Genomic DNA, 24,971 nt, shown 5'->3' on the forward strand with positions numbered 1-24,971 from the left:
TTGGAGCGGATGCCACATGTTGGATCAAAGCACCTTGCGCACGGACTGGACACGCGAAGAAGCGGAGAAGATCTATAACCAGCCGTTCATGGATCTGCTCTTTCAGGCCCATACGGTTCATCGGCAGCATTTTGACCCCAATCAGGTCCAGAAATCCAAGCTGCTGAGCATCAAGACCGGCGGCTGCGCCGAAGATTGTGCCTATTGCTCTCAGTCGGCGCGCAATGGCGCGCAGCTGTCCGCATCGAAACTGATCGAGGTCGAGCGGGTGATCGCCGAGGCGAAGAAGGCCAGGGATGGCGGAGCAACCCGGTATTGCATGGGGGCTGCCTGGCGGTCGCCCAAAGATCGGGACATGGCCGCGCTCGAGGCGATGATCGAAGGGGTCAAAGGCCTGGGAATGGAAACCTGCATGACGTTGGGCATGTTGGACGACAACCAGGTGTTTCGTCTGCGCGATGCGGGGCTGGATTACTACAACCACAATATCGACACCTCGGAGCGCTATTATTCCGAGATCATCACCACGCGTACGTTTGCCGACAGGATCGACACGTTGAACCGGGTGCGCGAGGCGGGAATGAAGGTCTGTGCCGGTGGTATCGTCGGAATGGGTGAACAGCAGATGGACCGGGTCGATATGCTCTTGGCTCTGGCAACGTTGGAGGAGCATCCCGATTCCGTTCCGGTCAACATGCTGATCCCGATTGCGGATACGCCGCTGGCCGATGTAAAGCCGCTGGATCCGATCGAATTTGTGCGCACTATTGCTCTTGCGCGGATCCTGATGCCGAAATCGCATGTGCGCCTGTCTGCAGGCCGGACTGACATGACAGACGAACTGCAGGCCATGTGCGTATTCGCCGGAGCGAATTCCATCTTTGTGGGCGACACGTTGCTGACCGCAGACAACCCCGAAGAAGACAAGGACAGTCAGCTGTTTGCCCGTCTGGGCCTGGAGGCGATGAACGTGGGGTGCGACGGGTCGCGATGACCGGCTTTGCCCGCCATGAACGCGCTCTGGATGCGCTGAAGACACGCGGACGCTATCGGCAGTTGGCACCGCGGGCCGGGCATGATTTTGCGTCAAACGATTATCTGGGACTGGCCGGTTCGGACCTGATGTGTCAGGCGGCAGGCGATGCATTGGCCCGTGGGGTTCCGGTTGGGGCCGGTGGGTCGCGCCTGTTGCGGGGCAATGCCAGCGAACATGTGCTGCTCGAAACCGAAGCAGCGGTGTTCTTTGGGACTGAGGCCGCGTTGTTCATGAGCGGTGGGTTCAATGCCAATCTGGCAATCTTTTCGACCCTGCCACAACAGGGCGATCTGGTCCTGCATGACGCGCTGATCCATGCCAGCACCCACGACGGAATGCGGCTTGGGCGTGCCGAGCGACGCAGCTTTGCCCACAATGACGTAGACGCCTGTCGACAGGAAATCGAAACCTGGCGCGCCGCGGGCGGCCGGGGGCAGATCTGGATCGCTGTCGAGGCGCTCTATTCCATGGAGGGCGATATTGCGCCGCTGTCCGACCTATTGGAGCTGGCCCAACTCGAAGACGCAGTTCTGGTCGTCGACGAGGCGCATTCGACGGGCGTTTTCGGGGATATGGGCCGGGGGTTGGCCCATGAAATCGCCCCTCTGCCAAATGTTCTGTCCTTGCATACCTGTGGCAAGGCTTTGGGCGTGTCCGGCGCGCTGATCTGTGGGCAATCCGTGTTGATCGAAACTCTGGTGAACAAGGCGCGGGCCTTTATCTTTGCCACTGCGCCGTCGCCTCTGAATGCGGCGTTGGTTCGGGCGGCATTGCGGGACCTTCAGGACAACCCGGAGCGTCGTGCACAGGTTTGGGTCGGGATCCACCATGCCTGGGCCGAAGCCGAAAGATTGTGTGGTCTGACCGGATTTCAAAGCCAGATCATGCCAGTGATCATTGGCGATGACAAAGCCACGATGCAGGTCGCGGCTGCGTTGCAGGAACAGGGGCACGACATTCGCGGCATTCGTCCGCCGACAGTGCCGCGTGGCACGTCACGGTTGCGGGTTTCGATCACGCCGAACACGTCTTCAAATGTCATCACTCGGGCGTTTGGCGATCTGGTGCCGCTGATACAAGGGGTTTTTGCATGAACGCGCTTATCGTGACCGGCACCGATACCGGCATTGGCAAAACCATTTTTTCCGCCGGATTGGTGGACGCGCTGCAAGCCGTTTACTGGAAGCCGGTGCAATCCGGGTTGGAAGAAGAAACCGACAGCCAGATTGTGGCCCGCCTGTCCGGTCGCCCTGTTCTGCCCGAAGGTTGCCTGCTGACGCTGCCCGCCTCGCCGCATTTGTCGGCCGAAGCCGAAGGGGTGGAAATTGACCCCAATACCTTGGATTTGCCACAAACCGACGCGGTTCTGGTGGCCGAAGGGGCCGGGGGGGTCATGGTGCCTTTGAACCGGGATGTTCTGTATCTGGACCTGTTTGCCAACTGGGGGGCACCGGTGATCCTGTGCGCCCGCACACAGCTCGGCACGATCAACCACACATTACTGTCGCTTCAGGCGCTAAAGATTGCGGGATGTGACGTTGTTGGCGTTGTCTTTATCGGTGATCCCGAACCGGACGTTGAACAGACCATTGTCGATTTTGGCGGTGTGCCGCGACTGGGACGGCTGCCCATGCTGTCCGATCTGACACCGCAAACTCTGAGAGCCGCCTTCTCTGGTGCCATCGATATGACCGTCATACGGGAGGCCCTGAAATGAGTGTGTCCGATCTGACCCCGCTGGAATTTGACCAGAAACACCTGTGGCACCCCTATACCAATGTGGTCAAACCCGGTCCGACCTTTGTGGTCAAGGAAAGCGAAGGGATGTACATCACGCTGGATGATGGCACCCGGTTGATCGACGCGATGTCCTCGTGGTGGTGCATGATGCATGGCCACCGCAACCCGGCGATTACCCATGCGATCCATCGCCAACTCGACACGCTGCCGCATGTGATGTTCGGGGGGTTGACCCATGATCCGGCGATAGATCTGGGCCGCAAATTGCTGGAGGTCTCGCCCGACAGCCTGACCCGCATTTTTTATTGCGACAGCGGGTCCGTTTCCGTTGAGGTGGCGATGAAAATGGCGGTGCAGTACCAGCACGCCATGGGGTTTGTGGGCCGCAGTCAGTTTGCCACCATCCGATCAGGCTATCACGGGGACACCTGGAAGGCGATGAGCGTCTGTGATCCCGATACCGGCATGCACCACCTGTTCCAAGGAGCGTTGAGCGTTCAGCATTTTGTGTCACGCCCGCCGATCCGTATCAACGAAGAGTGGACCGACGACCCGGCCCTGAATGGCCTGGGTGAGCTGCGTCAGGTGCTGGAGGCCAGCGCCGACAAGATCGCCGGTTTCATTCTGGAACCTGTGGTGCAGGGCACCGGTGGCATGTATTTTTACCACCCCGAATACTTGAACCAGGCCCGTGCCCTGTGTGACGAGTTGGGAATTCTGCTGATCTTTGACGAAATCGCCACGGGCTTTGGCCGCACGGGCGAGCTGTTTGCGACCGGGTTCTGCACCGTGGAACCGGATATCATTTGTCTGGGCAAGGGGTTGACCGGCGGGCATATCTCATTCGCGACCACCATGACCAATGATCGCGTTGCCGAAGGGGTCGGGGGCGGCAACCCTGGCATCTTTATGCATGGGCCGACCTATATGGCCAACCCGCTGGCCTGTGCTGCTGCCAAGGCCTCGCTGGATCTGCTGACTGGGCAGGACTGGAAGGGGACGGTAGGTGCCATTGCCGAACAGATGGAGGCCGAATTGGCACCGGCGCGCAGCTATGAAAATGTCGCTGACGTCAGGGTGTTGGGTGCCATCGGTGTTATCGAGATGAAACATCGGGTGTCCGCGGATGAGGCCCACGCCCGCGCCCGTGAGATGGGCGTGTTCCTGCGCCCCTTTGGCACCAATATCTACACTATGCCGCCCTTTATCACGACGCCGGATCAGCTGAGCGAAATAACCGCCGGAATGCTGCGTCTGGCGCGGGAGCTGTAATCATGCGGGAAGAGTGGATCAGCAGAACCGGTGCAAAACGTGTTTTGGTGGTCTTTGGCGGCTGGGCCATCGGTCCTGACCCCTTTGTCCATCTGGCGCAGGATTGCGATCTGTTGTTTGTCAGCGACTATCGTGAACTCGACTGGACCCCCAAGGGGTTGGACGCCTATGAGGAGCGTATCCTGCTGGCCTGGTCCTTTGGGGTGGCGGGCTATGCGCATTGGCAGGACGGGCGTGCAGACCCGTTTACCCGCAAGATTGCGGTCAATGGCACGCTGACCCCGGCAGATCGGCGCATGGGCATTCCGCCGATGATTTATTCCAAGACCCAAACCGGGTTGTCCGCAGAGTCATTTCAAAGCTTCGTTGCGCGGGTTTTTGACGCGCCTCAACCGCCCTTGCAGATTGATATTGCGGCGCGTCAGGCCGAATTGGCTGCGGTTCAATCCCGCGCGACGCCGGGCAAAGTGATGTTTCACCGGGTCTGGATCAGCACCGGCGACCGCATCTTTCCGCCGGCCAATCTGGATCGGGCCTGGGCCGGGCAAAGCAGCGTCATTCGGTATATGACCGATGCCCCTCATGCCCCGTTTGATCGTTTTGACAGGGTAGAGGCGCTGTGGACATGAGAGATTTTTCGCCCCCCTCGTCGCCTCCGGCATCTCGCGTCCGCCAAAGCTTTTGCCGGGGTCTGAGTTCTTATCACCAATCGGCATCGGTTCAGGCAGATATCGCACGAAACTTGGCAGATATGGTTGTCACGCACCGCGGAGCGCAGGCTGTTGGTCGGTGTCTCGAATTTGGATGCGGGACCGGGCATTTGACCCGGGCGCTGGTTGATCGACTGTCGATTGCGGATCTGGCGCTGAACGATCTGGTGGGTGACTGTGAGCCCCATGTCATGGCAAGGCTGCCTGCCGGGCAAAGGGCCCGGTTTCAAGCTGGCCCAGTCGAGCGGCTGGATCCGGAGGGGACGTTCGATCTGATCGCCTCGGCGTCGGTTGTACAGTGGATCCCGGACCATCGGTGCCTTTTGCGGGATCTGTCGAACCGACTGGAATCGGGCGGGTGGATTGCGCTCAGCGGGTTTGGGCAGGACCAGTTTGGCGAACTTCAGGCGTTGGGATCTTCGGCCAGTGCGCCGGGGTATCGCAATGCAGGCGACTGGGCCGCGATGATACCACAGGGGATGGCGCTGATGGCGACCCGTCAGATACAGACCCGCATGTATTTTCCGACGGTTCGCGCTGTGTTGCGTCATCTTCGCGAGACGGGGGTGAATGGAAATGCCCAGGGCGGTTGGAGCCGGGCCCGGTTGCAAAAGTTCGAGCGGGATTATGACGCACAGTTTGGCACGGCGCAGGGGTTGCCGCTGACGTATGATGCGGTCTGGATGCTGGCATGCAAGATCTAACAGGCCAACCAGGTCTGAACATGGGTCTTGGCGGATCGACAGGCGGTGCTCAACGAGTGACCGCGGCCCAACCCACAGGCAATTGCCGTCGCAAGTGTACATCCGGTGCCCCGCTTTTGGACAGCCAGCCGCGGGGCGCGCAACAGGGTGTTTCCGTCGTGTTCAAACAATTGGTCAATGCTTTCGGGCCCTGTATCATGCCCGCCCTTGACCAGAACACCCGGACACCCCTGTTGGTGCAGGGCGCGAACCTGTGTTGCGATCCCGGCGGCAGGCAGACCTGACAACTGGGTTAACTCATCAAGGTTTGGCGTGACCACACGCACCAGTGACATCAGGTCCCGCAACAGGACCCGCATGCCGGCCTGGGTCAAGAGTGATCCGCCCGATGTGGCCCGTAACACAGGGTCCAGAACGATAGGCAACCCGGTAGGAGCGAGCGAGTCTGCCACGGCTTTGACACTCTCGCCATTGCCGAGCATTCCAATCTTGATGGCCGTTATGCCCACGCTGTCCAGCGCGGCAACAATCTGTGCCCGGATCAGGTCCGGTGGCATCGGCTGGATCCTGTGCAATGCGCCATGGGTCTGGGCTGTGACGGCGGTAACAACCGGGCAGACCGAAACGCCAAACGCCTGAGCGGTGGCGATGTCACGGCTTAATCCCGCGCCACCGCTGCTGTCGGTGCCCGCGATAACCAACAAATGCGTCACACAACATCTCCATCTGCCATCAGGGCAATGTCCGTAAAGCCACGCTGTTGCAACTGGCGACCGGCACGCCAGGCCCGCAGCCCGCTGCGGCAGCACAGGATGATGCGGTGCCGGGTCGAGAAGGTGGCATCGGCCATGGCATCGGGCGCGATCCGTCGTGCTGAATGGATTGCCATCTCTGGAACCTCGCAGGTGGGGCGCAATTCGACCAGCTGATCCTCGGGTTTGACATCCTGTAGGGCCACAAAGGGCATCTGCCGGTCCGGCTCGGGTGCCCCAAGAAACGAGAATTGCCCCAATTGCATGGTAGCGAGATCCAGCGTTGCCATTGTGCCCAATGGCGAAGGGTCGCACGCCAGCAGCACCCGCAGCGCCATTTGGGCTTGCAAGGATCCAATCACCCCGACCACCGGTCCCAAAACCCCGGCAGTGGCACAAGAAGCGGCGTGTTCGGGGAGATCCGGGAACACGGCTCTCAGGCTGGGTGCCTGACAGCAGAACCCGCCGACATAGCCGGATTGCCCCAGGGCCGACGCCGAGATCAGCGGTTTCCCCTGGGACAGACAGGTATCTGACAGGATATAGGACACTGCAAAACTGTCAGCTGCGTCAATCACCAGATCAGAGAGCGCAACCGCTGTGTGGGCATTTGCAGGCGTCAAAGCACAGATCCGGGGATGCAGGCGCAGATCGGGTTGTGCGGCCAACAGATGCGCCTGTGCCGCCTGTGCCTTGGGGTGCCCGATGTCGGTCATTCGATACAGGGGCTGACGGTGCAGATTGCCTTCTTCAACCCGGTCGGGATCGAACAGGGTGATTTCGCCAACCCCGGCACCGACCAGATATTGCAAAACTGGACAGCCCAGCCCCCCGGCACCGACCACCAGCACATGCGCGTCCGCCAATCGGGCCTGACCGATTTGGCCGATGTCGGGCAAGAGCATCTGACGGGCATAGCGGTTCATGCCGGTGCCACCTGCGGAGCACAGGCAGCGATCCAGTCCCGCGTCCTTGCCTCGGGGTTTTGTGCCATCTGGATATCCGTGACCACTGCGGCGCTGTCGGCTCCGGCGGCAAAGACACCGGGCAAACGGCCCGGCGTCAAACCACCGATGGCCACCAGGGGCGTACGCCCGGCCATCTGTTTCCACCGGCCCACCCGTTCCAGTCCCTGCGGGTCCCATTTCATCTTTTTCAGCAAAGTGGGATAGACCGGTCCCAGCGCCACATAGGCCGGATCATGGGTCAGTGCCCGATCCAGTTCAGTCTCGTCATGTGTCGACAGACCGATACGCACTCCGGCCCGCCGCAACGCGCCCAAATCGGCATCGTCCATGTCTTCCTGTCCCAGATGCACGAAGGAACAGCGCAGGTCCAGCGCGAGGTCCCAATAGTCGTTCACCACCAGTTGCGCGCCATGAACGGCACAAAAATCGCGGGCACGGGTGATCTGGCGGCGGACCTCGGCCTTGGGCTGGTCCTTGATCCGCAGTTGCACCAGTTTCACACCATGGGGTACCAGCAGCTCCAACCGACCCACATGGCCGACAATCAAATAAAACCGTTCCATCATGCCAACTCTGCCAGTCCCAGGATTGGGGTTGAGGGCACGGCCATGTCGCGCCGTTCCATTGGGCTGGCGCTGAACCCGGCACGGCCTGCGTCGATGGCGGCTGCCATGGCTTGGGCCATTTGCACAGGATTGCCCGCTTTGGCCACGGCTGTATTCAGCAGAACCGCGTCCATGCCCAGTTCCATTGCCTCCACTGCATCCGAAGGGCGCCCGATCCCGGCATCCACGATCAACGGAATATCAGGGAAATGGGCCCGCATTGCGCGCAGAGCGTCCGGGTTGCGTAGCCCCTGACCGGACCCGATGGGTGCCCCCCAGGGCATCAGCACCTCACACCCCGCCTGAACCAGCTTTTCCCCCACCACCAGGTCGTCGGTGGTATAGGGAAACACCTGAAAGCCATCGTCGCACAGGATCCGCGCGGATTCGACCAGGGCAAAAACATCCGGTTGCAGGCTGTCGGAATGTCCGATCACTTCCAGCTTGATCCAATTGGTGCCAAAAACTTCGCGCGCCATTTGGGCTGTGGTCACGGCCTCCTGCACCGAATGACACCCTGCGGTGTTGGGCAGGATGCGTGTGCCGGTGTCGCGCAGCATGCCCCAGAACCCCGCGCCTGAGCCATCAGCCGCTTCACGGCGCAAGCTGACGGTAACGATCTGGGTACCACTGGCACGGATTGCGTCGACCAGTATTGCGGGAGAGGGGTATTGCGCCGTTCCCAGAAGTAAGCGTGACTGAATTTGGTGTCCGTAAAGTAGCATTTTTCATCCCCCTTGCATGGGTGCCAGCACTTCGAGCCGGTCACCGTTGGACAGGGGGGTGCCTGCGCGGGCTTCACGCGGAATGAACTGACCGTTCAGGGCGGTGGCGATGGCGGGGCTGGTATATCCGAGCTGGTGCAGTGCCTGTGCCAGGGTCGCGCCTGCTATCTCATGCGGTTGTGCGTTCACGATAATCTGCATCACTTGGTTCCTGAAAGAATTGCGTTGCCAGCTGGCCCGCCAGGGCGGGGGCCAGAAGAAATCCGTGCCGGTACAGCCCGTTCACATGGGTGGTGTCGCCGCATTGGGACAGACGCGGGATATTGTCGCCAAATGCCGGACGCAGACCGACACCGGTTTCGATCACACTGGCTTCACCCAGACCTGGGTGCAGGGTGAATGCAGCCCCCAGCAGTTCCAACATAGAGCGCACGGTGATGGGCCGCCATGAACTGCTTTCGATCATGGTCGCGCCGATCATGTAAATCCCGTCCCCGCGCGGCACGAGATAAAGCGGAATGCGCGGGTGCAGCAGCCGCAGGGTGCGGGTGATCTGCACGTCCTTGGTTTCAATGATCGCCATTTCGCCGCGGATCGGACGCAGCCCGGTGACGCCCGAAGCCATGCCGCGACAATCCACATCCACCTGTGCTGGGGCAGGGGTCTCGTATCGGATGTCGACACCCACCGCCAATACGGCATCGGTCAGGTCGATCAACGCCCGGCGCGGATCCAGGTGGGCTTCGTCCTCAAAAAACAAACCGTCTGAAAATCGCCCCGCCAACGCCGGTTCCAGCGTGGCGATGTCGTCGCCTGTAACCCCGCGATGCTGTTGGGTGCGCAGGGCAAAGCGGGTCAGTTCAGCCCGGTCGCGGGGTGGGGTGACCACCAGCGTGCCTGCCCGAGTGACAGGAGTGAACTGCGCCCACCAGTCGATGGCCCCGGCACCCAGCCGAACCACTTGCGCGTCGGCCGTTTCACCTTCGCACCAGGGGGCCAGCATCCCGCCGGCAAACCAGGAACAGGGGTTGTCAGCAGGCGCGGTGCCGGTTTCAAAAACCGTCACCTGTGCCCCCCGGCGCGCCAGTTCCCAGGCGCTGGCGAGGCCGGCAACGCCGGCCCCTGCGATGGTGATCATTCGCCCGGCTCCAAGGCAGGGTCGTTCACCGGCATATAGAGTTCGCCACCGGTCCGGAACTTCTCGGCCATGGCCTCCATACCTTCCTTTTGCGCTTCGGCGCGGATGTCGTGGCTGATCCGCATCGAACAGAATTTCGGCCCGCACATGGAGCAGAAATGCGCCACCTTGTGAGCCTGTTTGGGCAGGGTCTGGTCGTGGAATTCCCGCGCGGTTTCGGGGTCCAATGCCAGGTTGAACTGGTCCTCCCAGCGGAATTCGAACCGGGCGCGGCTGATCGCGTCATCGCGACGCTGGGCGCCGGGCAGACCCTTGGCCAAATCGGCGGCATGGGCCGCGATTTTATAGGTGATCACCCCGGTTTTTACGTCGTCCCGGTCGGGCAGGCCCAGATGTTCCTTGGGCGTCACGTAACACAGCATGGCACAGCCGAACCAACCGATCATCGCGGCCCCGATGCCAGAGGTGATGTGGTCATACCCCGGCGCGATGTCGGTGGTCAGTGGTCCAAGCGTGTAAAACGGTGCTTCGTCACAACAGGCCAGCTGCTTGTCCATGTTCTCCTTGATCTTGTGCATGGCGACATGGCCCGGGCCTTCGATCATCACCTGACAGTCCTTGGCCCAGGCGATCTTGGTCAGCTCGCCCAGGGTTTCCAGCTCCGCAAACTGTGCCTCGTCATTGGCGTCTGCAATGGAGCCTGGGCGCAACCCATCACCAAGCGAGAAGGCCACGTCATACTGGCGACAGATGTCACAGATTTCGTCGAAGTGTTCGTAGAGGAATGACTCCTTGTGGTGATGCAGGCACCATTTCGCCATGATCGAGCCGCCCCGCGACACGATGCCGGTCACGCGGTTGACGGTCATCGGCACCATGTGCAGCCGCACGCCCGCGTGGATGGTGAAATAGTCCACGCCCTGTTCCGCCTGTTCGATCAACGTGTCGCGAAATACCTCCCAGGTCAGGTCTTCGGCGATGCCGTTTACCTTTTCCAGCGCCTGATACATCGGCACGGTGCCGATGGGCACAGGCGCGTTGCGAATGATCCATTCACGGGTGTTGTGGATGTTGCGCCCCGTCGACAGATCCATGACGGTGTCAGCGCCCCAGCGGATCGACCAAACCATCTTGTCCACCTCTTCCTCCATGGAGGAGGTGACAGCCGAGGTGCCCATATTGGCGTTGATCTTGACCAGGAAATTACGACCGATGATCATCGGCTCGGATTCCGGGTGGTTGATGTTTGACGGGATGATGGCGCGCCCGGCGGCGACTTCGTCGCGGACAAATTCGGGCGTGACATAGTCGGGGATATTGGCCCCCCAGTCGTGACCATCACGATCTGTCGCACCATGACAGGGTGACAGGTCGCGCAGCTGGTTTTCGCGGATCGCGATATACTCCATTTCGGGTGTGACGATCCCGGCGCGGGCATAAGCCAACTGGGTCACGGCCTTGCCGTCCTTGCCGCGCAGGGGGCGTGGTTTGACCGGAAATTCAGGCGTCAGGCGGTCGCCTTCGACAAAGCCGTTGTCTGCGGCGGTGATGTCACGCCCGTCGTATTCCTCGACATCACCACGGGCTTCGATCCATTTGCGGCGCAGGGGCTCCAGACCCTGTTTGATGTCGGTCAGCACGTTGGGATCGGTATAGGGGCCCGAGCTGTCATAGACTGGCAGCGGCGCTTCGCCCGCGGTGGGGTGTACAGAGATTTCGCGCATCGGCACGCGCACATCCGGGTGCATCTGGCCCGGGACATAGATCTTGCGCGACGCAGGCAATTCGCCCGTGGTGATTTTGGGATTGGGGACGTTCATTTCGGTGCTCCTCAAGCTCTCAACTCAAAAAGACACCAGATGAGGTTAGGCCGAGGGAAACAGAGGGTGTACAGGCCCTCTTGTTCGGGACTTGCACGATGCGGGAGAGTACGGCCCCCACAGCGATGCAAACCTAGCTTCCTACGCCAGTATCAACTGGGTCAGGTTCAAAGGGTCGCATCACCGGGCATATGCCCTGTCAGCCTCTCAGTCCCCTAGGCGGGACCCCCCTGCGTGGGCCAATTGGTAGGGGGTGGGGGCGGTTCGCGTCAACCGGGAAATTTCAGCCCAACACGATTAGCCAGCCCCAGACGGTAAAGAGGCTGAGTCCTGTTGCGATCAGCACCGAGGAGGCCGCAACCCGTTTGGCACGGTTGTACATATTGGCAAAAATATAGCCGTTGAATCCGGGGGCCATGGCCGCCGTCAAAACGCCAGACCTGTATAGATCCTGTTGAAGAGACACGGTTTTTCCAAACATCCAGACCAGGGTGGGGTGGAGCAGAAGAGATATGGTGCAGACATAGAAGATCGCCTTCAAATCACCTTCGGGCCGGTATTGGACCAGCACCCCTCCCAGCGCAAAAAGCGCTCCGGGCAGGGCCGCCCGTATGACCAGAGACAGGGCACTATCTACGGCTTCTGGTATTATGAAACCAGTCAGATTCACGATGAACCCCAGCGCGATTCCCAGAATCAGCACGTTCCTGAACATCGCATTCAACACCGAGGTGACAGTTTTCAGGCTCCCGCTGCCCCGGTTGCGCACGATCTCCATCGCGGTAATGCCGACGCCGTAACAGAACGGCGAATGAAAGGCGACGATGGCATAATTCCCGGTCAGGTTTTCCGCCCCATAGGCGCGTTCGGTGATCGGCAGGCCCAGCAGCACCGAGTTGGAAAACAGGCAGCAGAACCCTATGGCTATGGCGTCCTCCCAGTCACGTTTGAAAATCAGCCGCGCCCCACAGACCCCAGCCAGGAAACACAGGAAGGCCGCAGAATAGAAGCTGACCAGCAATGCCGGGTCAAAGCTGGCCGAGAGATCCAGATCGGCGATGGCGCGAAACAGCAGACAGGGAATGGCAAACCCCTGGGTGAACCGCATGATCCCGTCGATGTGCTGCGCCTTGAAATACCCCGCTTGGGTGGTGGCATAGCCTGCGCCAATCACCAGAAAAACGGGCAGGATGACGTCGATCAAGCTCTGGAACATGGCCGCGTGTCCAGTGGAGGCGCCCCAATCCCAGCCGAGGAGAACGCGGCGCATTCAGGATGCCTCCGGCGGGAGTTTTCTGGCGAGATGAAAGCGGAGCGGGGAGACAAATCCCCAAACCGGTTATGTGGGCGGGCGCGGATTGCAGCGCTCAGAGCGGGTAACGGATCACCATGCCATCATAGGCAGGGGTGATGTGATCCGGGGTTTCAGCCTCGACCGTGGCATAGTCCAGGTCGATATGCATGTTGGTCAACACGGCCCGGCGCGGCTGAACCTGTTTGATCCACTCCAGGGCCTTGTCCAAATGCACATGTGTCGGATGTGGGCTGCGACGCAGCGCATCCAGAATCCAGCAATCCAGGTTTTCGAGTTGGGCCCAGGAGGCGTCATGCATTTCGGCAACATCCGGCAGATAGGCGAGGTCCATGATCCGAAACCCCAGACTGTCGATGGCTCCGTGATTGACGGTAAAGGGCTGAAAGGGGATCGGCCCACCAGGCCCGTCGATTTCAAAGGGACCAGAGATCGACTTTAGTTCCAGAATGGGCGGATAGGGCGAGCCTTCGGGTTGAACAAAGGCATAGCCAAATCGGTTCAGGAGGGCATTTGTCGTATCACCGTCGGCCCAGACTGGCACACGGGCGCGCATGTTGAAAACGATCATGCGCAGGTCATCGATGCCGTGGACATGGTCTGCGTGGGCATGGGTATAGATCACGCCGTCCAGGCGTCCGGTACCCGAATCCAGAAGTTGCGACCGCATGTCCGGGGTCGTGTCGATCAGAACAGACGTCGTGCCCCCAGGTCCGTCGCGTTCGACCAGCATCGAACAGCGACGACGCACATTGCGCGGATTGTCGGGGTCGCAATCGCCCCAATGGCCACCCAGACGTGGAACCCCGCCAGAGGATCCACAACCGAGGATGGTAAAGCGCAGCTCTGGCGTCATGCGGCGGCCTTGTGTCGGGCAGCCTTGGTGAACAGGCGATCAAAATTGGCCTGTGTCCGGGCTGCAAATTCGGGATAATTCATGCCGAATACTTCGGCTCCCTTGCGGGCGGTATGGGCCGTATAGGCCGGCTCGTTGCGCTTGCCCCGGAATGGGGGAGGAGCGAGATATGGAGCATCGGTTTCTACCAGAATGCGATCCACCGGGGCGGCGGCAAAAATGTCGCGCACCTGCTGGCTCTTGGGGAAGGCGGCGATACCGGACATAGAGAGGTAGAACCCGAGATCCAGCGCCACGCGGGCCAGTTCGGGCGTAGAGGAAAAGCAATGCATGACGCAGGAATAAGGACCTTTGGCCATCTCGTCAGACAGAATGCGGGCCATATCGTCGTCGGCATCGCGTGAATGAATGATCAGCGGCAGGCCGGTCTGGCGGGCGGCCTCGATATGAATGCGCAGGCTTTCCTTCTGAATATCCTTGGTTTCGGCGGTATAGTGATAATCCAACCCGGTTTCGCCAATACCGACGAATTTCGGGTGTTGGGCCAAGGCGACCAGTTGATCGACCGTGGCCATCGGCTCTTCGGCGGCGCTCATCGGGTGGGTGCCAGCGGCATAGAAAACCGGACCATGGGATTCGGCGATGGCTCGCACGGTTGGTTCGTTTTTCAATCGCGTGCAGATTGTCACCATGCGGGTCACACCTGCGGTTGCTGCGCGGGTGACGATCTCGGGCAACAGCCCTTCGAAGTCAGGGAAATCGAGGTGGCAATGGCTGTCCGTGATTTCTGGTGTCATCTCTGGTGCTGTTGGTTCGGTCATCTCACGCCCGGCTCGCGGTTTCCTGCATCTTGAAAACCGTATCTAGGACAAGAGCGGCGGGGTCAAGGTTCACGGACTGACCGTGACGCATCCGTGCCGTCACCTGTGCCGAAAGCTCGGCCCAGGCGCGGGCCTGATGGGCATTCGGAGCCAGCCGCATCAGAGTGTCTGCCTCTCCGGGTGCCGCCTGCGGCATCGGTGGGTGACCGGCGGCCCCGGTGCGGGCCAGCCGGGCCAGGGCAATGTCGATCAGGGTCAACAGCAGTTCGAACTTTTCACCGGCATTGCGCTGGGCGGCGGCCTCGGCCAAGGACATGGCACGACGGCGGTCGAGCTGGGGCAGGCTGCCAAGAATGGCAATCAGTTCGGCGTAGATCTGTAGCCCGCCCAGATTGAGCACGCGCAGCGCCGCCCCCACTGAGCCGGCGGCAAGGGCCGCGAGCGCATCGGGATTGTCGGGCAATACGGCTCCGGCCTGGGTCAGGGCTGTCTGCATGTCCGGCGGTGAAAGAGGTGCCAGACGCAATGTGCGACAGCGTGATCGTATGGTCGGCAACAAACGCGAAGGTTGGTGCGATATCAACAGGATTGTGGTGCGGGCGGGTGGCTCTTCGAGCATCTTGAGCAGCGCATTGGCGGCGCTGGTATTCATGTCGTCGGCGGCGTCCACAATCACGACCCTGTGCCCACCGTCGGTGGCCGAGAGACCAAAGAAGCGATTCAGTTTGCGCACGTCGTCGACAACGATCTGGTCACGCAGTTTGCCCTTGTCGTTGGGACTGCGGGTAATCGCAGCCAGCCCGGGTTCGGCCCCCGCCAAAATGCGATGCACCACTGGATGATCGTCTGGAATCTCAAGCGATGCCGGAGGCGGCGGTGCCCCAAAGAGCCCGTCCTCTTCGACCGGTGGTGTGGCCAGCAGGAATTTGGCTATTCGCCAGGCCAGGGTCGCCTTGCCCACGCCCTGTGGCCCGGTCAGCATCCACCCGTGGTGCAGGCGCCCTGCGTTATAGGCATCCAGAAAAGCAGTTTCGGCGGGCTCCTGGCCAAACAGGCGCGCGGTTTCGCGCGGATGCGGTGCGCCGGGTGCCTGATCCGGGGCGGGGTGATCGTCGTTCATGCGCCATGACCATTGTGGATCAAAGCGTCCGCGACCGCTGCGGTGACGTCGGCCGAAACGTCCTGGATACCGCGATCCCCGTCAATCACCCGAAAACGGTCGGCAAATTCCTGGGCCAATGACAGAAAGCCCGCGCGCATCTTGTGCTGTAGTTCGACGCCAAAATCTTCGAACCGTTCTTCGGTGCCCTGACGCCCTTTGGCGCGGTTCAGCCCGGTCGAGGGCTCCATGTCGATCAAAAGGGTCAGATCAGGTTCCCGTCCGATCATCAGAACATGCAACTGATCCACCACGCGACGCAGGTTGCCGCGCGACAGGCCCTGGTACATGCGGGTGCTATCTGCAAACCGATCGCAGATTACCACCTTGCCGGCCGCCAACGCAGGTTCGATTGTGCGTTCCAGATGGTCGCGCCGCGCCGCTGTGAACAGCAGAATCTCGGTTTCAGCCGACCAACGGTCAGGATCGCCTTCGAGCACCAGACGACGGATCTCTTCGGCACCCGGAGATCCGCCGGGTTCACGCGTGAGAATGACATCCTGTCCTTGCGCACGCAAAGCGTCGGCCAGCAGGCGCGCCTGAGTGGATTTTCCTGACCCGTCAATGCCCTCAAAGGTCAGGAACAGCCCGGGACGCGGGCTCACAATGTTCCCTCTGGACCTTGGAGAAAGCGCGACACCAAAAGCTCGGCGGCGGTTTTGACCCGGACAAAGAAACCACCCGCAGGAACATCCTGTGCTGCAACCAATGGCAATCGGATTTCGGGCAGGGCCGCAGGCTTTACGACCAGTTCAGCAAGCTGCTGGCCCGCTGTAATGGGCGCGTTCACCGGGCCGGTATAGACTACTTCGGCTTCAACCTGTTTGCCCGACAACGCCGGCATCAGCACCGTCAGGTCTTTGGCAGGTACCAGCGCTACCGTTGAATCTCGACCCATCCAGACTTCGGCTTGCGCGACGGCCTGGCCTTCTTTGGCGACGGTCTTGGGGGCAAATTGGCGAAACGACCAATTAACGATGGCTTCCGCCTCCTCTGCCCGGGCGGAATTGCTGCCCAGACCCGAGATCACGAAAATCACCCGGCGGTCGCCCTGTTTGGCAGATCCGACCAAACCATAGCCTGCCTCTTCGGTGTGGCCGGTCTTGAGCCCGTCCGCGCCGATGCCCAGCCGCAAAAGCGGATTGCGATTGCGGATGTTGGAGGGCGCGCGCCCGTCAAACTTGAACTCGGTTTCCGCAAACAGCGTGTAATACTCAGGGAAATCCTCGATCAGCCGCTCGGCCAGAATGGCCAAATCTTCGACTGACATGCGGTGCCCGACTGCGGGCCAGCCGTTGGAATTGGCAAAGGTCGAATTCATCATGCCCAGCTGTTGCGCACGCTGTGTCATGTAACGGGCAAACCCGGCCTCGGTGCCATCCGGGCTCAGCGCCTCGGCGATGACCGCGCAGGCATCGTTGCCTGACAGCACGATGATCCCTCGTAACAGATCCTCTACCCGGACCCGATCCTGGGTGTTGAGGAACATGGTCGAACCCTTATAGCTCATTGCGTGGCTCGATACGGGCAGGCGTTCATCCAGGGTCAGGCGTCCGTCCCGGATTGCCTCAAAGGCGACATACAGCGTCATCAGTTTGGACATCGACGCGGGGGGCAGAGGCTCCTGCGCGTTCTTGTTCAGTAGAACGGTATCCGTGCTCTGATCCAGAACAAAAGCGGCGCGGGCCTTGGTGTCAAAGGCGTCAGCAGGCAGGGGGCCGAAACCAGCCAGAAACCCTGCCAGGGCCAGTGAGCAAAGAGTGGTGCGAAACGTATAGGTCACTTGGGGTCAGGTCCCGTCAGTTGGTCACGGCATAGGCATCAGAGAAACCGGTCTTTTGAATTCTTTTCAACAGGCTGGAGCGTTCAGATTTGGTTTGGGCGGGGCCCACCAGAACACGCCAGAATTTCTTGCCGTTGGAGGATTGTTCATAAACCGTGGGGGTCATGCCCGCATCGCGCATGATTTTTGCGGTGCGGTTGGCGTTTGTTTCAACGCTGAAGATCCCGATCTGGATATAAGGTTTGTCGAGCTTGGACGGCGTCGCAGCAGGTTTCGGCGCGGCTGTGGCAGCTGGCGCAGATTGTGGCGCGGGCGAGATCAACGAGGAAGCTTCGATAGCGGCGGCGGCACCTGCAATCGGGTCCAATGCCTGTTCGGTGATCTGGTTTTCGGTATCGGACTGGATCGTACCGGCAGAGACGGCGGGTGTGTCGCTGTCTTCGTCGAGGTCGCTGAGCAAGGGCGCGGCTTCGCTGACAGGTGGCTCTTCATCCACTGTTTCACGGCGCAAGGCCGTCACGTTCAACTCGACAGGTGCGCCGGCCAGCATTCCCAAAGCGGCCGCAGCATCTGATGACGCCTGGACCCGAGGGCCGGGAATTTCGCGTTCGCGCCGGAATAGGGCACCAATCACGAACTTGCCGTTTGCATTGTTGCGGATGATCACCCGTTCCGGGTCCTTGGCGTCAGGGTGTGCCACCCATACCCCACCCAATGAAGGACGTCCGTCCCATAGACCGGCTTCGGTAACCTGAAAGACTTCGGGGGCTTCGACATCGCGTTCAACCAGCTTGGTGCTGGTTTGCGGCTCCGTGCTGGCGGCTGTTTCGCCGTCCGCAGGTTTCAAAAAAGACAGGTCCGGACCGCTTTCGCAGGCGGTCAAAACACCCAAAGCCAATCCTATCGCCACCACGCGTATGCCGCGTCGTGTTCCGTTTGAAATGTGAACCATCGCCTGTCCCCTGCCTGTCGGGATGTCCCGGTTGCCTGCCCGCGCCGGTTGACCGGCCTCTCTGCGTGACGCTGGTGCACAAACACGCGTCGATTGCACCATAGCGCGAGGGGGGGCACATGGAAAGACTGTCCCGCAGCACTCGGCAAGAATTCCCCTTGGCGCGAATGGGGGGCATTCCGCACGCAGGGCCCGGTTGTCCTGTGGCGCAGTCGCAGCACGTATGCCGAGGCCCGATTGCAGCCTAATCCAACGATGGGATTGCCCGGGGCCTGATCAGACTGGGCTAGGTACCCCGCGCGCTGCTATCCACCTAGCCAACCGGGCGCAGGTTCGCCAAAGGGAACCAAAGATGCGGCGCACATCGGAGCACCCGACTTGTGCCTCGCTGTTCAAAACTATTTCCAATGGCCTGTCATTTTTTTACTTGCCTGTACCGGCGTCCCGTCCTAAACCCGCAGCGCACCGGGGAGGTGGCAGAGTGGTCGAATGCGGCGGTCTTGAAAACCGTTGAACGTGAGAGCGTTCCCAGGGTTCGAATCCCTGTCTCCCCGCCACAAAATCAATGACTTATACGGGTTTTTGATTGCCCCTCCCGAAGTGCCAAAAGACAGTTCCCCAAAAAGTTTCTCACGATCACATTCTGTTCTTGATCTGGTCCCGTAGAGATTGGGCCGCCTGGGTTCGTCGATTTTGACAGGCACCTTTCGAATAGTGTTGATCCATCGACAGGCTGTTGTGCCCGGCAATTGCTGATCAAATCAGATGAATTTCAGGCCATTGGGTTTGGGATTTGGCAGGGCTTTGCGCAGCTTGTCTATGGAAGCGGATCCAAGGGTGGGTATTTATCTTGCCTTGTGTGACCCGGATTCCGTCGTCTTCGATATGGCCCCATTCCATTTTTGCAAGGTCTGATGCCCTTTGGCCGATGGCCAGGGCGCGGTCTGTTGATAATGCACGGCGTCGGTTCCTTCCTGGGCAGCAGAAGGTCGACAAGGATTGGGCTGGTGCTGTCAGGAATACACCTGGCTGCGAAAAAGTTGGACAGGCAGCGCCTTGAATGTCTAAGCGAAACGGCGGGGTGCAATTCGGGGTCCGATGGCTGGCGGTTCGCTCGTCTTCCAAGAGTCTATGGATACTCGCCGTAGGAGGGTTGGACTATGATCGGCTCTGAACCTTTTGGGGGCATTGGACGCGGGACCGGAACCAGGGGCGTGGAGCCCCGAACCGTCCGGGACCACAAGCCCACCTGGGGGAAATCTCGGGAGAAAGAGTTTGGAAACGTGTTCAGAACCACCCACTGCTGCAGGCCGTGGCATCTGGCCGCTTGACTGTGACGGGTTGGGCGGCCATGAAGCTGGCCGAAGGACAAAACCCTGTGCAGGCTAGTCCAAATAAGGATTGAAGGACCAGACATGGCGCGATCGCAACCGGCTCCGAACGCGACGGAAGAACGCGAAACATCCCGACAGGTCGGCGTACTGGCGGCCTTGTGGCCGTTTATGCGCCCCTATCGGTTCCTGATGTTTGCTGCGGTCTGTGCCTTGACCCTGACGGCGACCTTGTCGTTGACCCTGCCATTGGCCGTGCGTCGCGTGGTTGATAATTTCCGTGTCGCGGAAACCGAAATTCTGGATCAGTATTTTCTGGCGGCGCTTGCCATTGCGGGGCTTCTGGCTGTGGGCACGGGTTTGCGCTATGCCTTGGTCACACGCCTGGGAGAACGGGTTGTGGCCGACATCCGCATGGCCGTCTTTGACCGCGTCATCGGGATGAGCCCCGAATTCTTCGAAAAGATCATGACCGGAGAGGTTCTGAGCCGGATCACCACGGACACGACGCTGATCCAGTCGGTTCTGGGGTCGTCTGTTTCGATTGCGCTGCGCAATCTGCTGTTGTTTGCGGGCGGCATGGTGTTGATGCTGTTGACCTCGGCCAAGCTGACCGGGTTGGTCTTGTTGATCGTGCCGGCCGTGATTGTGCCGATCCTGTTTCTGGGGCGGCGTCTGCGCAAGATCAGCCGCGAGAACCAGGATTGGATCGCTGCGTCGTCGGGCAATGCGGGCGAGTCGCTGGGAGCGGTTCAGACGGTTCAGGCCTTTACCCAGGAACGGTCCATGCGGTCCAAGTTTGCCGAACTGACCGAAACATCGTTCGATGTGTCGCAAAAGCGGATCCTGACCCGGGCCTATCTGACCGTCATCGTGATCTTTCTGGTGTTCACCGGAATTGTAGGTGTGCTGTGGATGGGGGCCATTGATGTGCGCGCGGGGATCATGACCGAAGGTACATTGATCCAGTTCGTGATCTATTCGGTGCTGGTGGCCGGGTCTGTTGCTGCACTGAGCGAAATCTGGAGTGAGTTGCAGCGCGCGGCCGGGGCGACAGAGCGGTTGATCGAATTGTTGAATGCGCGTGACAATGTGCGGGACCCTGAAACGCCGGGGCAGCTGTCTACTCCGGTTCGGGGTGAAATCCTATTTGACGATGTGTCCTTTCGGTATCCGGCACGCCCTGACACTTCGGCTTTGGAGAACGTTACGCTGAAAATCGAACCCGGTGAAACGGTTGCCTTTGTTGGTCCTTCGGGGGCGGGCAAGACCACTGTGATCCAGATGATCCAGCGGTTTTATGATCCCAATGCCGGTCAGATTCTGCTGGACGGTCAGGTCCTGAGCGATCTGCAGCGCGACGAATTTCGCAAGTTCCTTGCCATGGTGCCTCAGGATCCGGTGATTTTTGCCGCCTCGGCCCGCGAAAACATCCGCTTTGGCCGCCCGGACGCGACCGACACCGAAATCGAAGCCGCCGCCCATGCCGCCGCCGCGCATGAATTCATCACCGCACTGCCCGAAGGCTATGACAGTTTCCTGGGCGAACGTGGCGTGATGTTGTCGGGGGGGCAAAAACAGCGCATCGCCATTGCCCGCGCTATTCTGCGGGATGCTCCGGTGTTGTTGCTGGACGAAGCAACATCGGCGCTGGACGCTGAAAGCGAACGTCTGGTGCAGGCCGCTGTGGATGAGCTGAGCCAGGGACGGACCACGGTGATCGTGGCGCACCGGCTGGCAACCGTGAAAAAGGCGGATCGGATCGTTGTGATGGATCAGGGCCGGATCGTCGCCACAGGAAGCCATGACCAACTGGTGGCAGATGGGGGCCTATACGCACGGTTGGCCCGGTTGCAATTCACCGATGGTGTCGCTGCGGAGTGAGCTTTGTGCTCTTCTCGACGGGGACCTCCCGCCTCGACGGGGGGCTCCCGCCCGTTTTCAGGGCAATAAATTGCCCATCAAACCGTTGGGCGTGGCAGGGCGCGGATCGCGCGCCCTGCCACGTCAGACCCGCAGGCCCAGTGAAATTCCCAAATGGCGCAACGTCAGAACCCGTGCGGACTGGGGCTTACGTTTGGACGCCGCTTGCACCGGCGCGCATTTCCTCCCATTTTGGTGTCTGAAAAGACTGGTCCGAACGGGACCGCAGGGGAGGGAACACCATGAGTTTTGCCGGGATGGAAGATCGCACGGCCATCGAAACGGAAATGAGCTGGGAAGATCGACCGCTACCGGCGACCTTGTACCAGATGCTCAGCGATACGGCGGGCAAGTTCCCCAATCACGATGCAGTCAGCTATCAGATCTTCTCCGGTCCGAAGGACAAGGCAGAGACCCTCAGCTGGTCCGAGCTGTTGGCCCAGACGTGCCAGGCGGCCAATCTGTTTCGATCTCTGGGCGTGGGTGAAAAAGACGTGGTGGCCTATGTGCTGCCCAATTGCAACGAAACCACATTGGCGCTGTTGGGAGGGGCCATTGCAGGGATCGTCAATCCGATCAATCCATTGTTGGAGCCCGAACAGATCGCGTCGATCCTGCGCGAGACAAAGGCCAAGGTGGTGGTCACGCTGAGGCCGTTTCCAAAAACTGACGTGGCCCAAAAGGTGGCCGAAGCCGTGCGCCACGCACCCGGTGTCAACACCGTGCTGGAAGTCGATCTGAACCGTTACCTGACGCCGCCCAAGTCCTGGATAGTGCCGCTGATCCGGCCCAAGCTGGAGAACAAGGCCCAGATCGCCCACGCCGATTACAAGAGCTTTGTCAAAGAGATGCGCACCCAACCGCGCACATTGAATTTTGCCGATAGCGATGGCGACCGGGTTGCCTGCTATTTTCATACCGGCGGCACAACCGGCATGCCCAAGGTTGCACAGCACAAGTATTCCGGCCTGATCTATAATGGCTGGTTGGGGCATCGTCTGCTGTTCACCGAAGACGACAACATCATGTGCCCGCTGCCGCTGTTTCATGTCTTTGCTTGCCATGTGATCCTGATGGCGGCGATCGCATCGGGGGCGCATGTGGTGTTTCCAACTCCACAGGGATACCGAGGCGATGGTGTTTTTGACAACTTCTGGAAGCTGATAGAACGCTGGAAAATCTCGTTTATCATTACGGTTCCAACAGCCATATCGGCCAAAATGCAGCGCCCGATTGATGCGGATGTTTCGACGGTCAAAACCGCGTTTTCGGGGTCGGCTCCTTTGCCTTTGGAATTGTTTCGCCGGTTCGAAGAAGCCACTGGCGTCACAATTGTCGAAGGTTATGGGCTGACCGAAGCGACCTGTCTGGTGTCGTGCAATCCCACGGATGGCGAAAAGAAAGTCGGGTCAATCGGTATTCCGTTTCCCTATACCGATGTCCGGATCACCAAAGGGACCCCCGACGGGTTGATCGAATGTGGTGTCGACGAGATCGGTGAAATCTGTATCTCGAACCCCGGTGTGTTCGCCGGCAATACCTATACCGAAGTCGAAAAGAACGTTGACCTGTATTATCAGGGAACCCATCTGCGGACCGGCGATCTGGGGCGGATAGACGGAGATGGCTACCTGTGGATCACTGGGCGGGCCAAGGATCTCATCATTCGGGGCGGTCACAACATCGACCCCGCCGAAATTGAAGAAGCCCTGTTGGGGCATGAGGCCGTGGCCTTTGCCGGGGCAATCGGACAACCGGATGCGCATGCTGGCGAATTGCCCTGTGCCTTTGTCGAACTGGTTGACGGGGCGTCTGTCACCGAAGAGGAGTTGATGGAATACTGTCGCGTTCATGTTCACGAACGTGCCGCCATTCCCAAGCATATGACCATTCTGGATGAATTGCCCAAGACGGCGGTGGGCAAGGTGTTCAAACCCGACCTGCGCAAACACGCAATCACCAGGGTCTATAACGCGGCGCTGGACAAGGCAGACGTCGCTGCCCGCGTTGTGTCGGTGACGGACGACAAGAAACGCGGCCTGGTAGCGCAGTTGGAAGCCAATGGTGCCGATGAGACCGCGATTGGCAAGGTGCTGGGCGGCTTTGTCCGTCCATGGGAATTTGCCAAGGGCTGACAGGTGTTCGACTGGGCCCGCCGATCCAGTCCAAAAACAGATCAGGCTCGGCCCTTGGGGGGGCGGGTCTGTGCCGTTTTTGGGGGCATCACCATTGGGACGAAACCGGATCGCAGTGCTGCCCGTTTGCCCGATAAAAGGCCCTAATTCGGGCTGCGTCAGTTTGCTGACGGATACGTGCGCCCGATGGGAAACACCGGGACATGCGACATTATCAGTGCATTCGTCCAATATGGCATCAGAGTGCGCCCATTCTTTTGCTATCTGGGTACGATCGGGATTTCACAATATCGGACCCTTGATTGCGGCAACCAGAAATTTGGGGACTTGCTTTGATTGGGGCCTTGCTCGTCTGAGCCGCTGACAAATTACCACCCATCGAATAACGCCCCTTTGTTCGGCTTCTGGGGGCAGCTGCCTGAGGGATCTTTCCCGGGCGAAGCTCTAGCCACCAAAGAGCCGCCCCCTCAGGCGCGACCCTGGGGTTGCATTGGTCTTCTTGCGCATCTTGCGATGACGATTGTTAGGGCCTAGCGGCACCAAAATGATGCAAGGGAGCCGGTATGACCCCGCCAATCCGTCATGCTGTGACGGGTCAGTCCAGAGCGCCGTCACTGTTCTGATCGGCACCTTGGAAATCTTTAAGTACCTGGATGTCGAATTCCCCCTTGGACAGGCTGCCATTGTTGTTCGTGTCGGCCGTGTCAAAAATGTCCTGACTCACAAAGCTATCGATTTCGCTGTATTCGAGCCGACCATTTTGCGTGGTGTCCATTCCGGTAAACAGCGTATCCATGCGATTTGAATACTCTTCAAGGGTCACCAGGCCATCACCGTCGCCATCAAGTAGTTGCAGGGCCTCTCCGGGCATTGTTTGGGCTGATGTCAGCGATGAAAGAGATGTAACGATGACTGTTGACTGCAGGATCAAAGAGATGATTTTCATCTTCAGCACCCCATGCTTCGTGCGGTTGTTGCTCCGCCGGTAAATACCCCTGCGGCCGTGGCAATTGTCTGCCCTGTGCCGCCACCGAACCTGTTACCAATGGCACCACCGATTGCGGCCCCTGCCAGGGTTCCACCGACGCAGGCCACTTCATGTTGCGCCGGAGTGCTGACGGTGCAAGCGGCCGAAGTGGCCATCAATCCGACTAAAGTTATGGTTTTGAGGTAAAAATCCAATTTGCTCTCCCTTGTCCAAAAATTTCTTGGAGTGGCATGTCCTGTGT

At 59.9% G+C, this 24,971-nt stretch carries 24 protein-coding genes, 1 tRNA gene and 1 riboswitch; of the genes, 9 read left to right on the top strand and 16 right to left on the bottom strand.

Annotated features, from left to right (window positions below; genetic code table 11):
• Window positions 1-16 precede the first annotated feature (16 nt).
• The 6 genes from bioB to K3727_06535 are packed head-to-tail and all read left to right on the top strand — an operon-like array spanning window position 17 to window position 5,462.
• Entirely contained in the window at window positions 17-994 is a 978-nt protein-coding gene (bioB, locus tag K3727_06510; protein ID UWQ92440.1) for a biotin synthase BioB, read from the top strand.
• Window positions 991-2,130: an 8-amino-7-oxononanoate synthase gene (locus K3727_06515; protein UWQ93292.1), complete on the top strand. Its 1,140-nt coding sequence runs from the start codon at window positions 991-993 to the stop codon at window positions 2,128-2,130. The genes bioB and K3727_06515 overlap by 4 nt, the downstream gene beginning before the upstream one ends.
• Window positions 2,127-2,753, top strand: a complete 627-nt coding sequence (gene bioD, locus K3727_06520; protein ID UWQ92441.1) for a dethiobiotin synthase — start codon at window positions 2,127-2,129, stop codon at window positions 2,751-2,753. The genes K3727_06515 and bioD overlap by 4 nt, the downstream gene beginning before the upstream one ends.
• Window positions 2,750-4,048, top strand: coding sequence for an adenosylmethionine--8-amino-7-oxononanoate transaminase (bioA, locus tag K3727_06525; protein UWQ92442.1), 1,299 nt, complete (start codon window positions 2,750-2,752; stop codon window positions 4,046-4,048). Before bioD ends, bioA begins: the two co-directional genes overlap by 4 nt.
• A 2-nt stretch (window positions 4,049-4,050) precedes the next feature.
• Window positions 4,051-4,677: a DUF452 family protein gene (locus K3727_06530; GenBank protein ID UWQ92443.1), complete on the top strand. Its 627-nt coding sequence runs from the start codon at window positions 4,051-4,053 to the stop codon at window positions 4,675-4,677.
• Complete coding sequence (locus tag K3727_06535; GenBank protein ID UWQ92444.1) at window positions 4,674-5,462, top strand: methyltransferase domain-containing protein; 789 nt, start codon at window positions 4,674-4,676, stop codon at window positions 5,460-5,462. Before K3727_06530 ends, K3727_06535 begins: the two co-directional genes overlap by 4 nt.
• Here K3727_06535 and K3727_06540 read toward each other — a convergent pair.
• The 14 genes from K3727_06540 to K3727_06605 all read right to left on the bottom strand — a co-directional run bounded on the left by K3727_06540 (window position 5,459) and on the right by K3727_06605 (window position 18,353).
• Window positions 5,459-6,175: a hydroxymethylpyrimidine/phosphomethylpyrimidine kinase gene (locus K3727_06540; protein ID UWQ92445.1), complete on the bottom strand. Its 717-nt coding sequence runs from the start codon at window positions 6,173-6,175 to the stop codon at window positions 5,459-5,461. The two genes, K3727_06535 and K3727_06540, sit on opposite strands and share 4 nt — an antisense overlap.
• Window positions 6,172-7,140: a HesA/MoeB/ThiF family protein gene (locus tag K3727_06545; GenBank protein UWQ92446.1), complete on the bottom strand. Its 969-nt coding sequence runs from the start codon at window positions 7,138-7,140 to the stop codon at window positions 6,172-6,174. The genes K3727_06540 and K3727_06545 overlap by 4 nt, the downstream gene beginning before the upstream one ends.
• The gene (locus K3727_06550; protein UWQ93293.1) at window positions 7,137-7,745 is read right to left on the bottom strand and encodes a thiamine phosphate synthase; all 609 of its coding nucleotides are present in this window, start codon (window positions 7,743-7,745) and stop codon (window positions 7,137-7,139) included. The genes K3727_06545 and K3727_06550 overlap by 4 nt, the downstream gene beginning before the upstream one ends.
• Window positions 7,745-8,512, bottom strand: coding sequence for a thiazole synthase (locus K3727_06555; GenBank protein ID UWQ92447.1), 768 nt, complete (start codon window positions 8,510-8,512; stop codon window positions 7,745-7,747). Before K3727_06555 ends, K3727_06550 begins: the two co-directional genes overlap by 1 nt.
• A 3-nt stretch (window positions 8,513-8,515) precedes the next feature.
• A complete protein-coding gene (thiS, locus tag K3727_06560; protein ID UWQ92448.1) occupies window positions 8,516-8,713 on the bottom strand; it encodes a sulfur carrier protein ThiS in 198 nt (65 codons plus the stop codon).
• Window positions 8,682-9,650 carry an FAD-dependent oxidoreductase gene (locus tag K3727_06565; protein UWQ92449.1) on the bottom strand — a complete coding sequence of 323 codons (969 nt, stop codon included), beginning with the start codon at window positions 9,648-9,650 and terminating at the stop codon, window positions 8,682-8,684. The genes thiS and K3727_06565 overlap by 32 nt, the downstream gene beginning before the upstream one ends.
• Entirely contained in the window at window positions 9,647-11,470 is a 1,824-nt protein-coding gene (gene thiC, locus K3727_06570) for a phosphomethylpyrimidine synthase ThiC (protein UWQ92450.1), read from the bottom strand. The genes K3727_06565 and thiC overlap by 4 nt, the downstream gene beginning before the upstream one ends.
• A 121-nt stretch (window positions 11,471-11,591) precedes the next feature.
• Window positions 11,592-11,712, bottom strand: a riboswitch (TPP riboswitch).
• 41 nt (window positions 11,713-11,753) lie between these two features.
• Entirely contained in the window at window positions 11,754-12,686 is a 933-nt protein-coding gene (locus K3727_06575) for an AEC family transporter (protein ID UWQ93294.1), read from the bottom strand.
• 151 nt (window positions 12,687-12,837) lie between these two features.
• On the bottom strand, window positions 12,838-13,638 hold the full coding sequence (locus K3727_06580; GenBank protein UWQ92451.1) for an MBL fold metallo-hydrolase: 801 nt from the start codon (window positions 13,636-13,638) through the stop codon (window positions 12,838-12,840).
• Window positions 13,635-14,459, bottom strand: coding sequence for a TatD family hydrolase (locus tag K3727_06585; protein UWQ92452.1), 825 nt, complete (start codon window positions 14,457-14,459; stop codon window positions 13,635-13,637). Before K3727_06585 ends, K3727_06580 begins: the two co-directional genes overlap by 4 nt.
• A 1-nt stretch (window position 14,460) precedes the next feature.
• Window positions 14,461-15,579 (bottom strand): DNA polymerase III subunit delta', encoded by a 1,119-nt coding sequence (locus tag K3727_06590; protein ID UWQ92453.1) that lies wholly within the window; start codon window positions 15,577-15,579, stop codon window positions 14,461-14,463.
• Entirely contained in the window at window positions 15,576-16,205 is a 630-nt protein-coding gene (tmk, locus tag K3727_06595; GenBank protein ID UWQ93295.1) for a dTMP kinase, read from the bottom strand. The genes K3727_06590 and tmk overlap by 4 nt, the downstream gene beginning before the upstream one ends.
• Before the next feature lie 14 nt (window positions 16,206-16,219).
• Window positions 16,220-17,401, bottom strand: coding sequence for a D-alanyl-D-alanine carboxypeptidase (locus K3727_06600; GenBank protein ID UWQ92454.1), 1,182 nt, complete (start codon window positions 17,399-17,401; stop codon window positions 16,220-16,222).
• A 16-nt stretch (window positions 17,402-17,417) separates the two neighbouring features.
• A complete protein-coding gene (locus tag K3727_06605) occupies window positions 17,418-18,353 on the bottom strand; it encodes an SPOR domain-containing protein (protein ID UWQ92455.1) in 936 nt (311 codons plus the stop codon).
• Window positions 18,354-18,820: 467 nt separating this feature from the next.
• Between K3727_06605 and K3727_06610 the strand changes: the two genes are divergently transcribed.
• The 3 genes from K3727_06610 (at window position 18,821) to K3727_06620 (ending at window position 23,742) form a co-directional block, all read left to right on the top strand.
• Window positions 18,821-18,910: transfer RNA gene (locus K3727_06610), tRNA-Ser, on the top strand.
• An 858-nt stretch (window positions 18,911-19,768) separates the two neighbouring features.
• Window positions 19,769-21,568 carry an ATP-binding cassette domain-containing protein gene (locus K3727_06615; GenBank protein UWQ92456.1) on the top strand — a complete coding sequence of 600 codons (1,800 nt, stop codon included), beginning with the start codon at window positions 19,769-19,771 and terminating at the stop codon, window positions 21,566-21,568.
• A 281-nt stretch (window positions 21,569-21,849) separates the two neighbouring features.
• Window positions 21,850-23,742 carry an acyl-CoA synthetase gene (locus K3727_06620; protein ID UWQ92457.1) on the top strand — a complete coding sequence of 631 codons (1,893 nt, stop codon included), beginning with the start codon at window positions 21,850-21,852 and terminating at the stop codon, window positions 23,740-23,742.
• Between the two features lie 595 nt (window positions 23,743-24,337).
• On the opposite strand, the gene K3727_06625 is transcribed toward K3727_06620, so the two are convergent.
• Together K3727_06625 and K3727_06630 are read right to left on the bottom strand one after the other, a co-directional pair.
• Complete coding sequence (locus K3727_06625) at window positions 24,338-24,688, bottom strand: EF-hand domain-containing protein (GenBank protein ID UWQ92458.1); 351 nt, start codon at window positions 24,686-24,688, stop codon at window positions 24,338-24,340.
• A 2-nt stretch (window positions 24,689-24,690) separates the two neighbouring features.
• A complete protein-coding gene (locus K3727_06630) occupies window positions 24,691-24,924 on the bottom strand; it encodes a hypothetical protein (protein ID UWQ93489.1) in 234 nt (77 codons plus the stop codon).
• Window positions 24,925-24,971: the final 47 nt, after the last annotated feature.

This window comes from Rhodobacteraceae bacterium M382 (genome assembly GCA_025141015.1).
GTDB classification, from domain to species: Bacteria; Pseudomonadota; Alphaproteobacteria; order Rhodobacterales; family Rhodobacteraceae; genus Aliisedimentitalea; species Aliisedimentitalea scapharcae.

Bases quoted from the DNA above. Each gene is read 5' to 3' on its own strand.
- bioB (UWQ92440.1), top strand. From the start codon at position 17: ATGTTGGATCAAAGCACCTTGCGCACGGACTGGACACGCGAAGAAGCG.
- K3727_06515 (UWQ93292.1), top strand. From the start codon at position 991: ATGACCGGCTTTGCCCGCCATGAACGCGCTCTGGATGCGCTGAAGACA.
- bioD (UWQ92441.1), top strand. From the start codon at position 2,127: ATGAACGCGCTTATCGTGACCGGCACCGATACCGGCATTGGCAAAACC.
- bioA (UWQ92442.1), top strand. From the start codon at position 2,750: ATGAGTGTGTCCGATCTGACCCCGCTGGAATTTGACCAGAAACACCTG.
- K3727_06530 (UWQ92443.1), top strand. From the start codon at position 4,051: ATGCGGGAAGAGTGGATCAGCAGAACCGGTGCAAAACGTGTTTTGGTG.
- K3727_06535 (UWQ92444.1), top strand. From the start codon at position 4,674: ATGAGAGATTTTTCGCCCCCCTCGTCGCCTCCGGCATCTCGCGTCCGC.
- K3727_06545 (UWQ92446.1), bottom strand. From the start codon at position 7,140: ATGAACCGCTATGCCCGTCAGATGCTCTTGCCCGACATCGGCCAAATC.
- K3727_06550 (UWQ93293.1), bottom strand. From the start codon at position 7,745: ATGGAACGGTTTTATTTGATTGTCGGCCATGTGGGTCGGTTGGAGCTG.
- K3727_06555 (UWQ92447.1), bottom strand. From the start codon at position 8,512: ATGCTACTTTACGGACACCAAATTCAGTCACGCTTACTTCTGGGAACG.
- thiS (UWQ92448.1), bottom strand. From the start codon at position 8,713: ATGCAGATTATCGTGAACGCACAACCGCATGAGATAGCAGGCGCGACC.
- K3727_06565 (UWQ92449.1), bottom strand. From the start codon at position 9,650: ATGATCACCATCGCAGGGGCCGGCGTTGCCGGCCTCGCCAGCGCCTGG.
- thiC (UWQ92450.1), bottom strand. From the start codon at position 11,470: ATGAACGTCCCCAATCCCAAAATCACCACGGGCGAATTGCCTGCGTCG.
- K3727_06575 (UWQ93294.1), bottom strand. From the start codon at position 12,686: ATGTTCCAGAGCTTGATCGACGTCATCCTGCCCGTTTTTCTGGTGATT.
- K3727_06580 (UWQ92451.1), bottom strand. From the start codon at position 13,638: ATGACGCCAGAGCTGCGCTTTACCATCCTCGGTTGTGGATCCTCTGGC.
- K3727_06585 (UWQ92452.1), bottom strand. From the start codon at position 14,459: ATGACCGAACCAACAGCACCAGAGATGACACCAGAAATCACGGACAGC.
- K3727_06590 (UWQ92453.1), bottom strand. From the start codon at position 15,579: ATGAACGACGATCACCCCGCCCCGGATCAGGCACCCGGCGCACCGCAT.
- K3727_06605 (UWQ92455.1), bottom strand. From the start codon at position 18,353: ATGGTTCACATTTCAAACGGAACACGACGCGGCATACGCGTGGTGGCG.
- K3727_06615 (UWQ92456.1), top strand. From the start codon at position 19,769: ATGGCGCGATCGCAACCGGCTCCGAACGCGACGGAAGAACGCGAAACA.
- K3727_06620 (UWQ92457.1), top strand. From the start codon at position 21,850: ATGAGTTTTGCCGGGATGGAAGATCGCACGGCCATCGAAACGGAAATG.
- K3727_06625 (UWQ92458.1), bottom strand. From the start codon at position 24,688: ATGAAAATCATCTCTTTGATCCTGCAGTCAACAGTCATCGTTACATCT.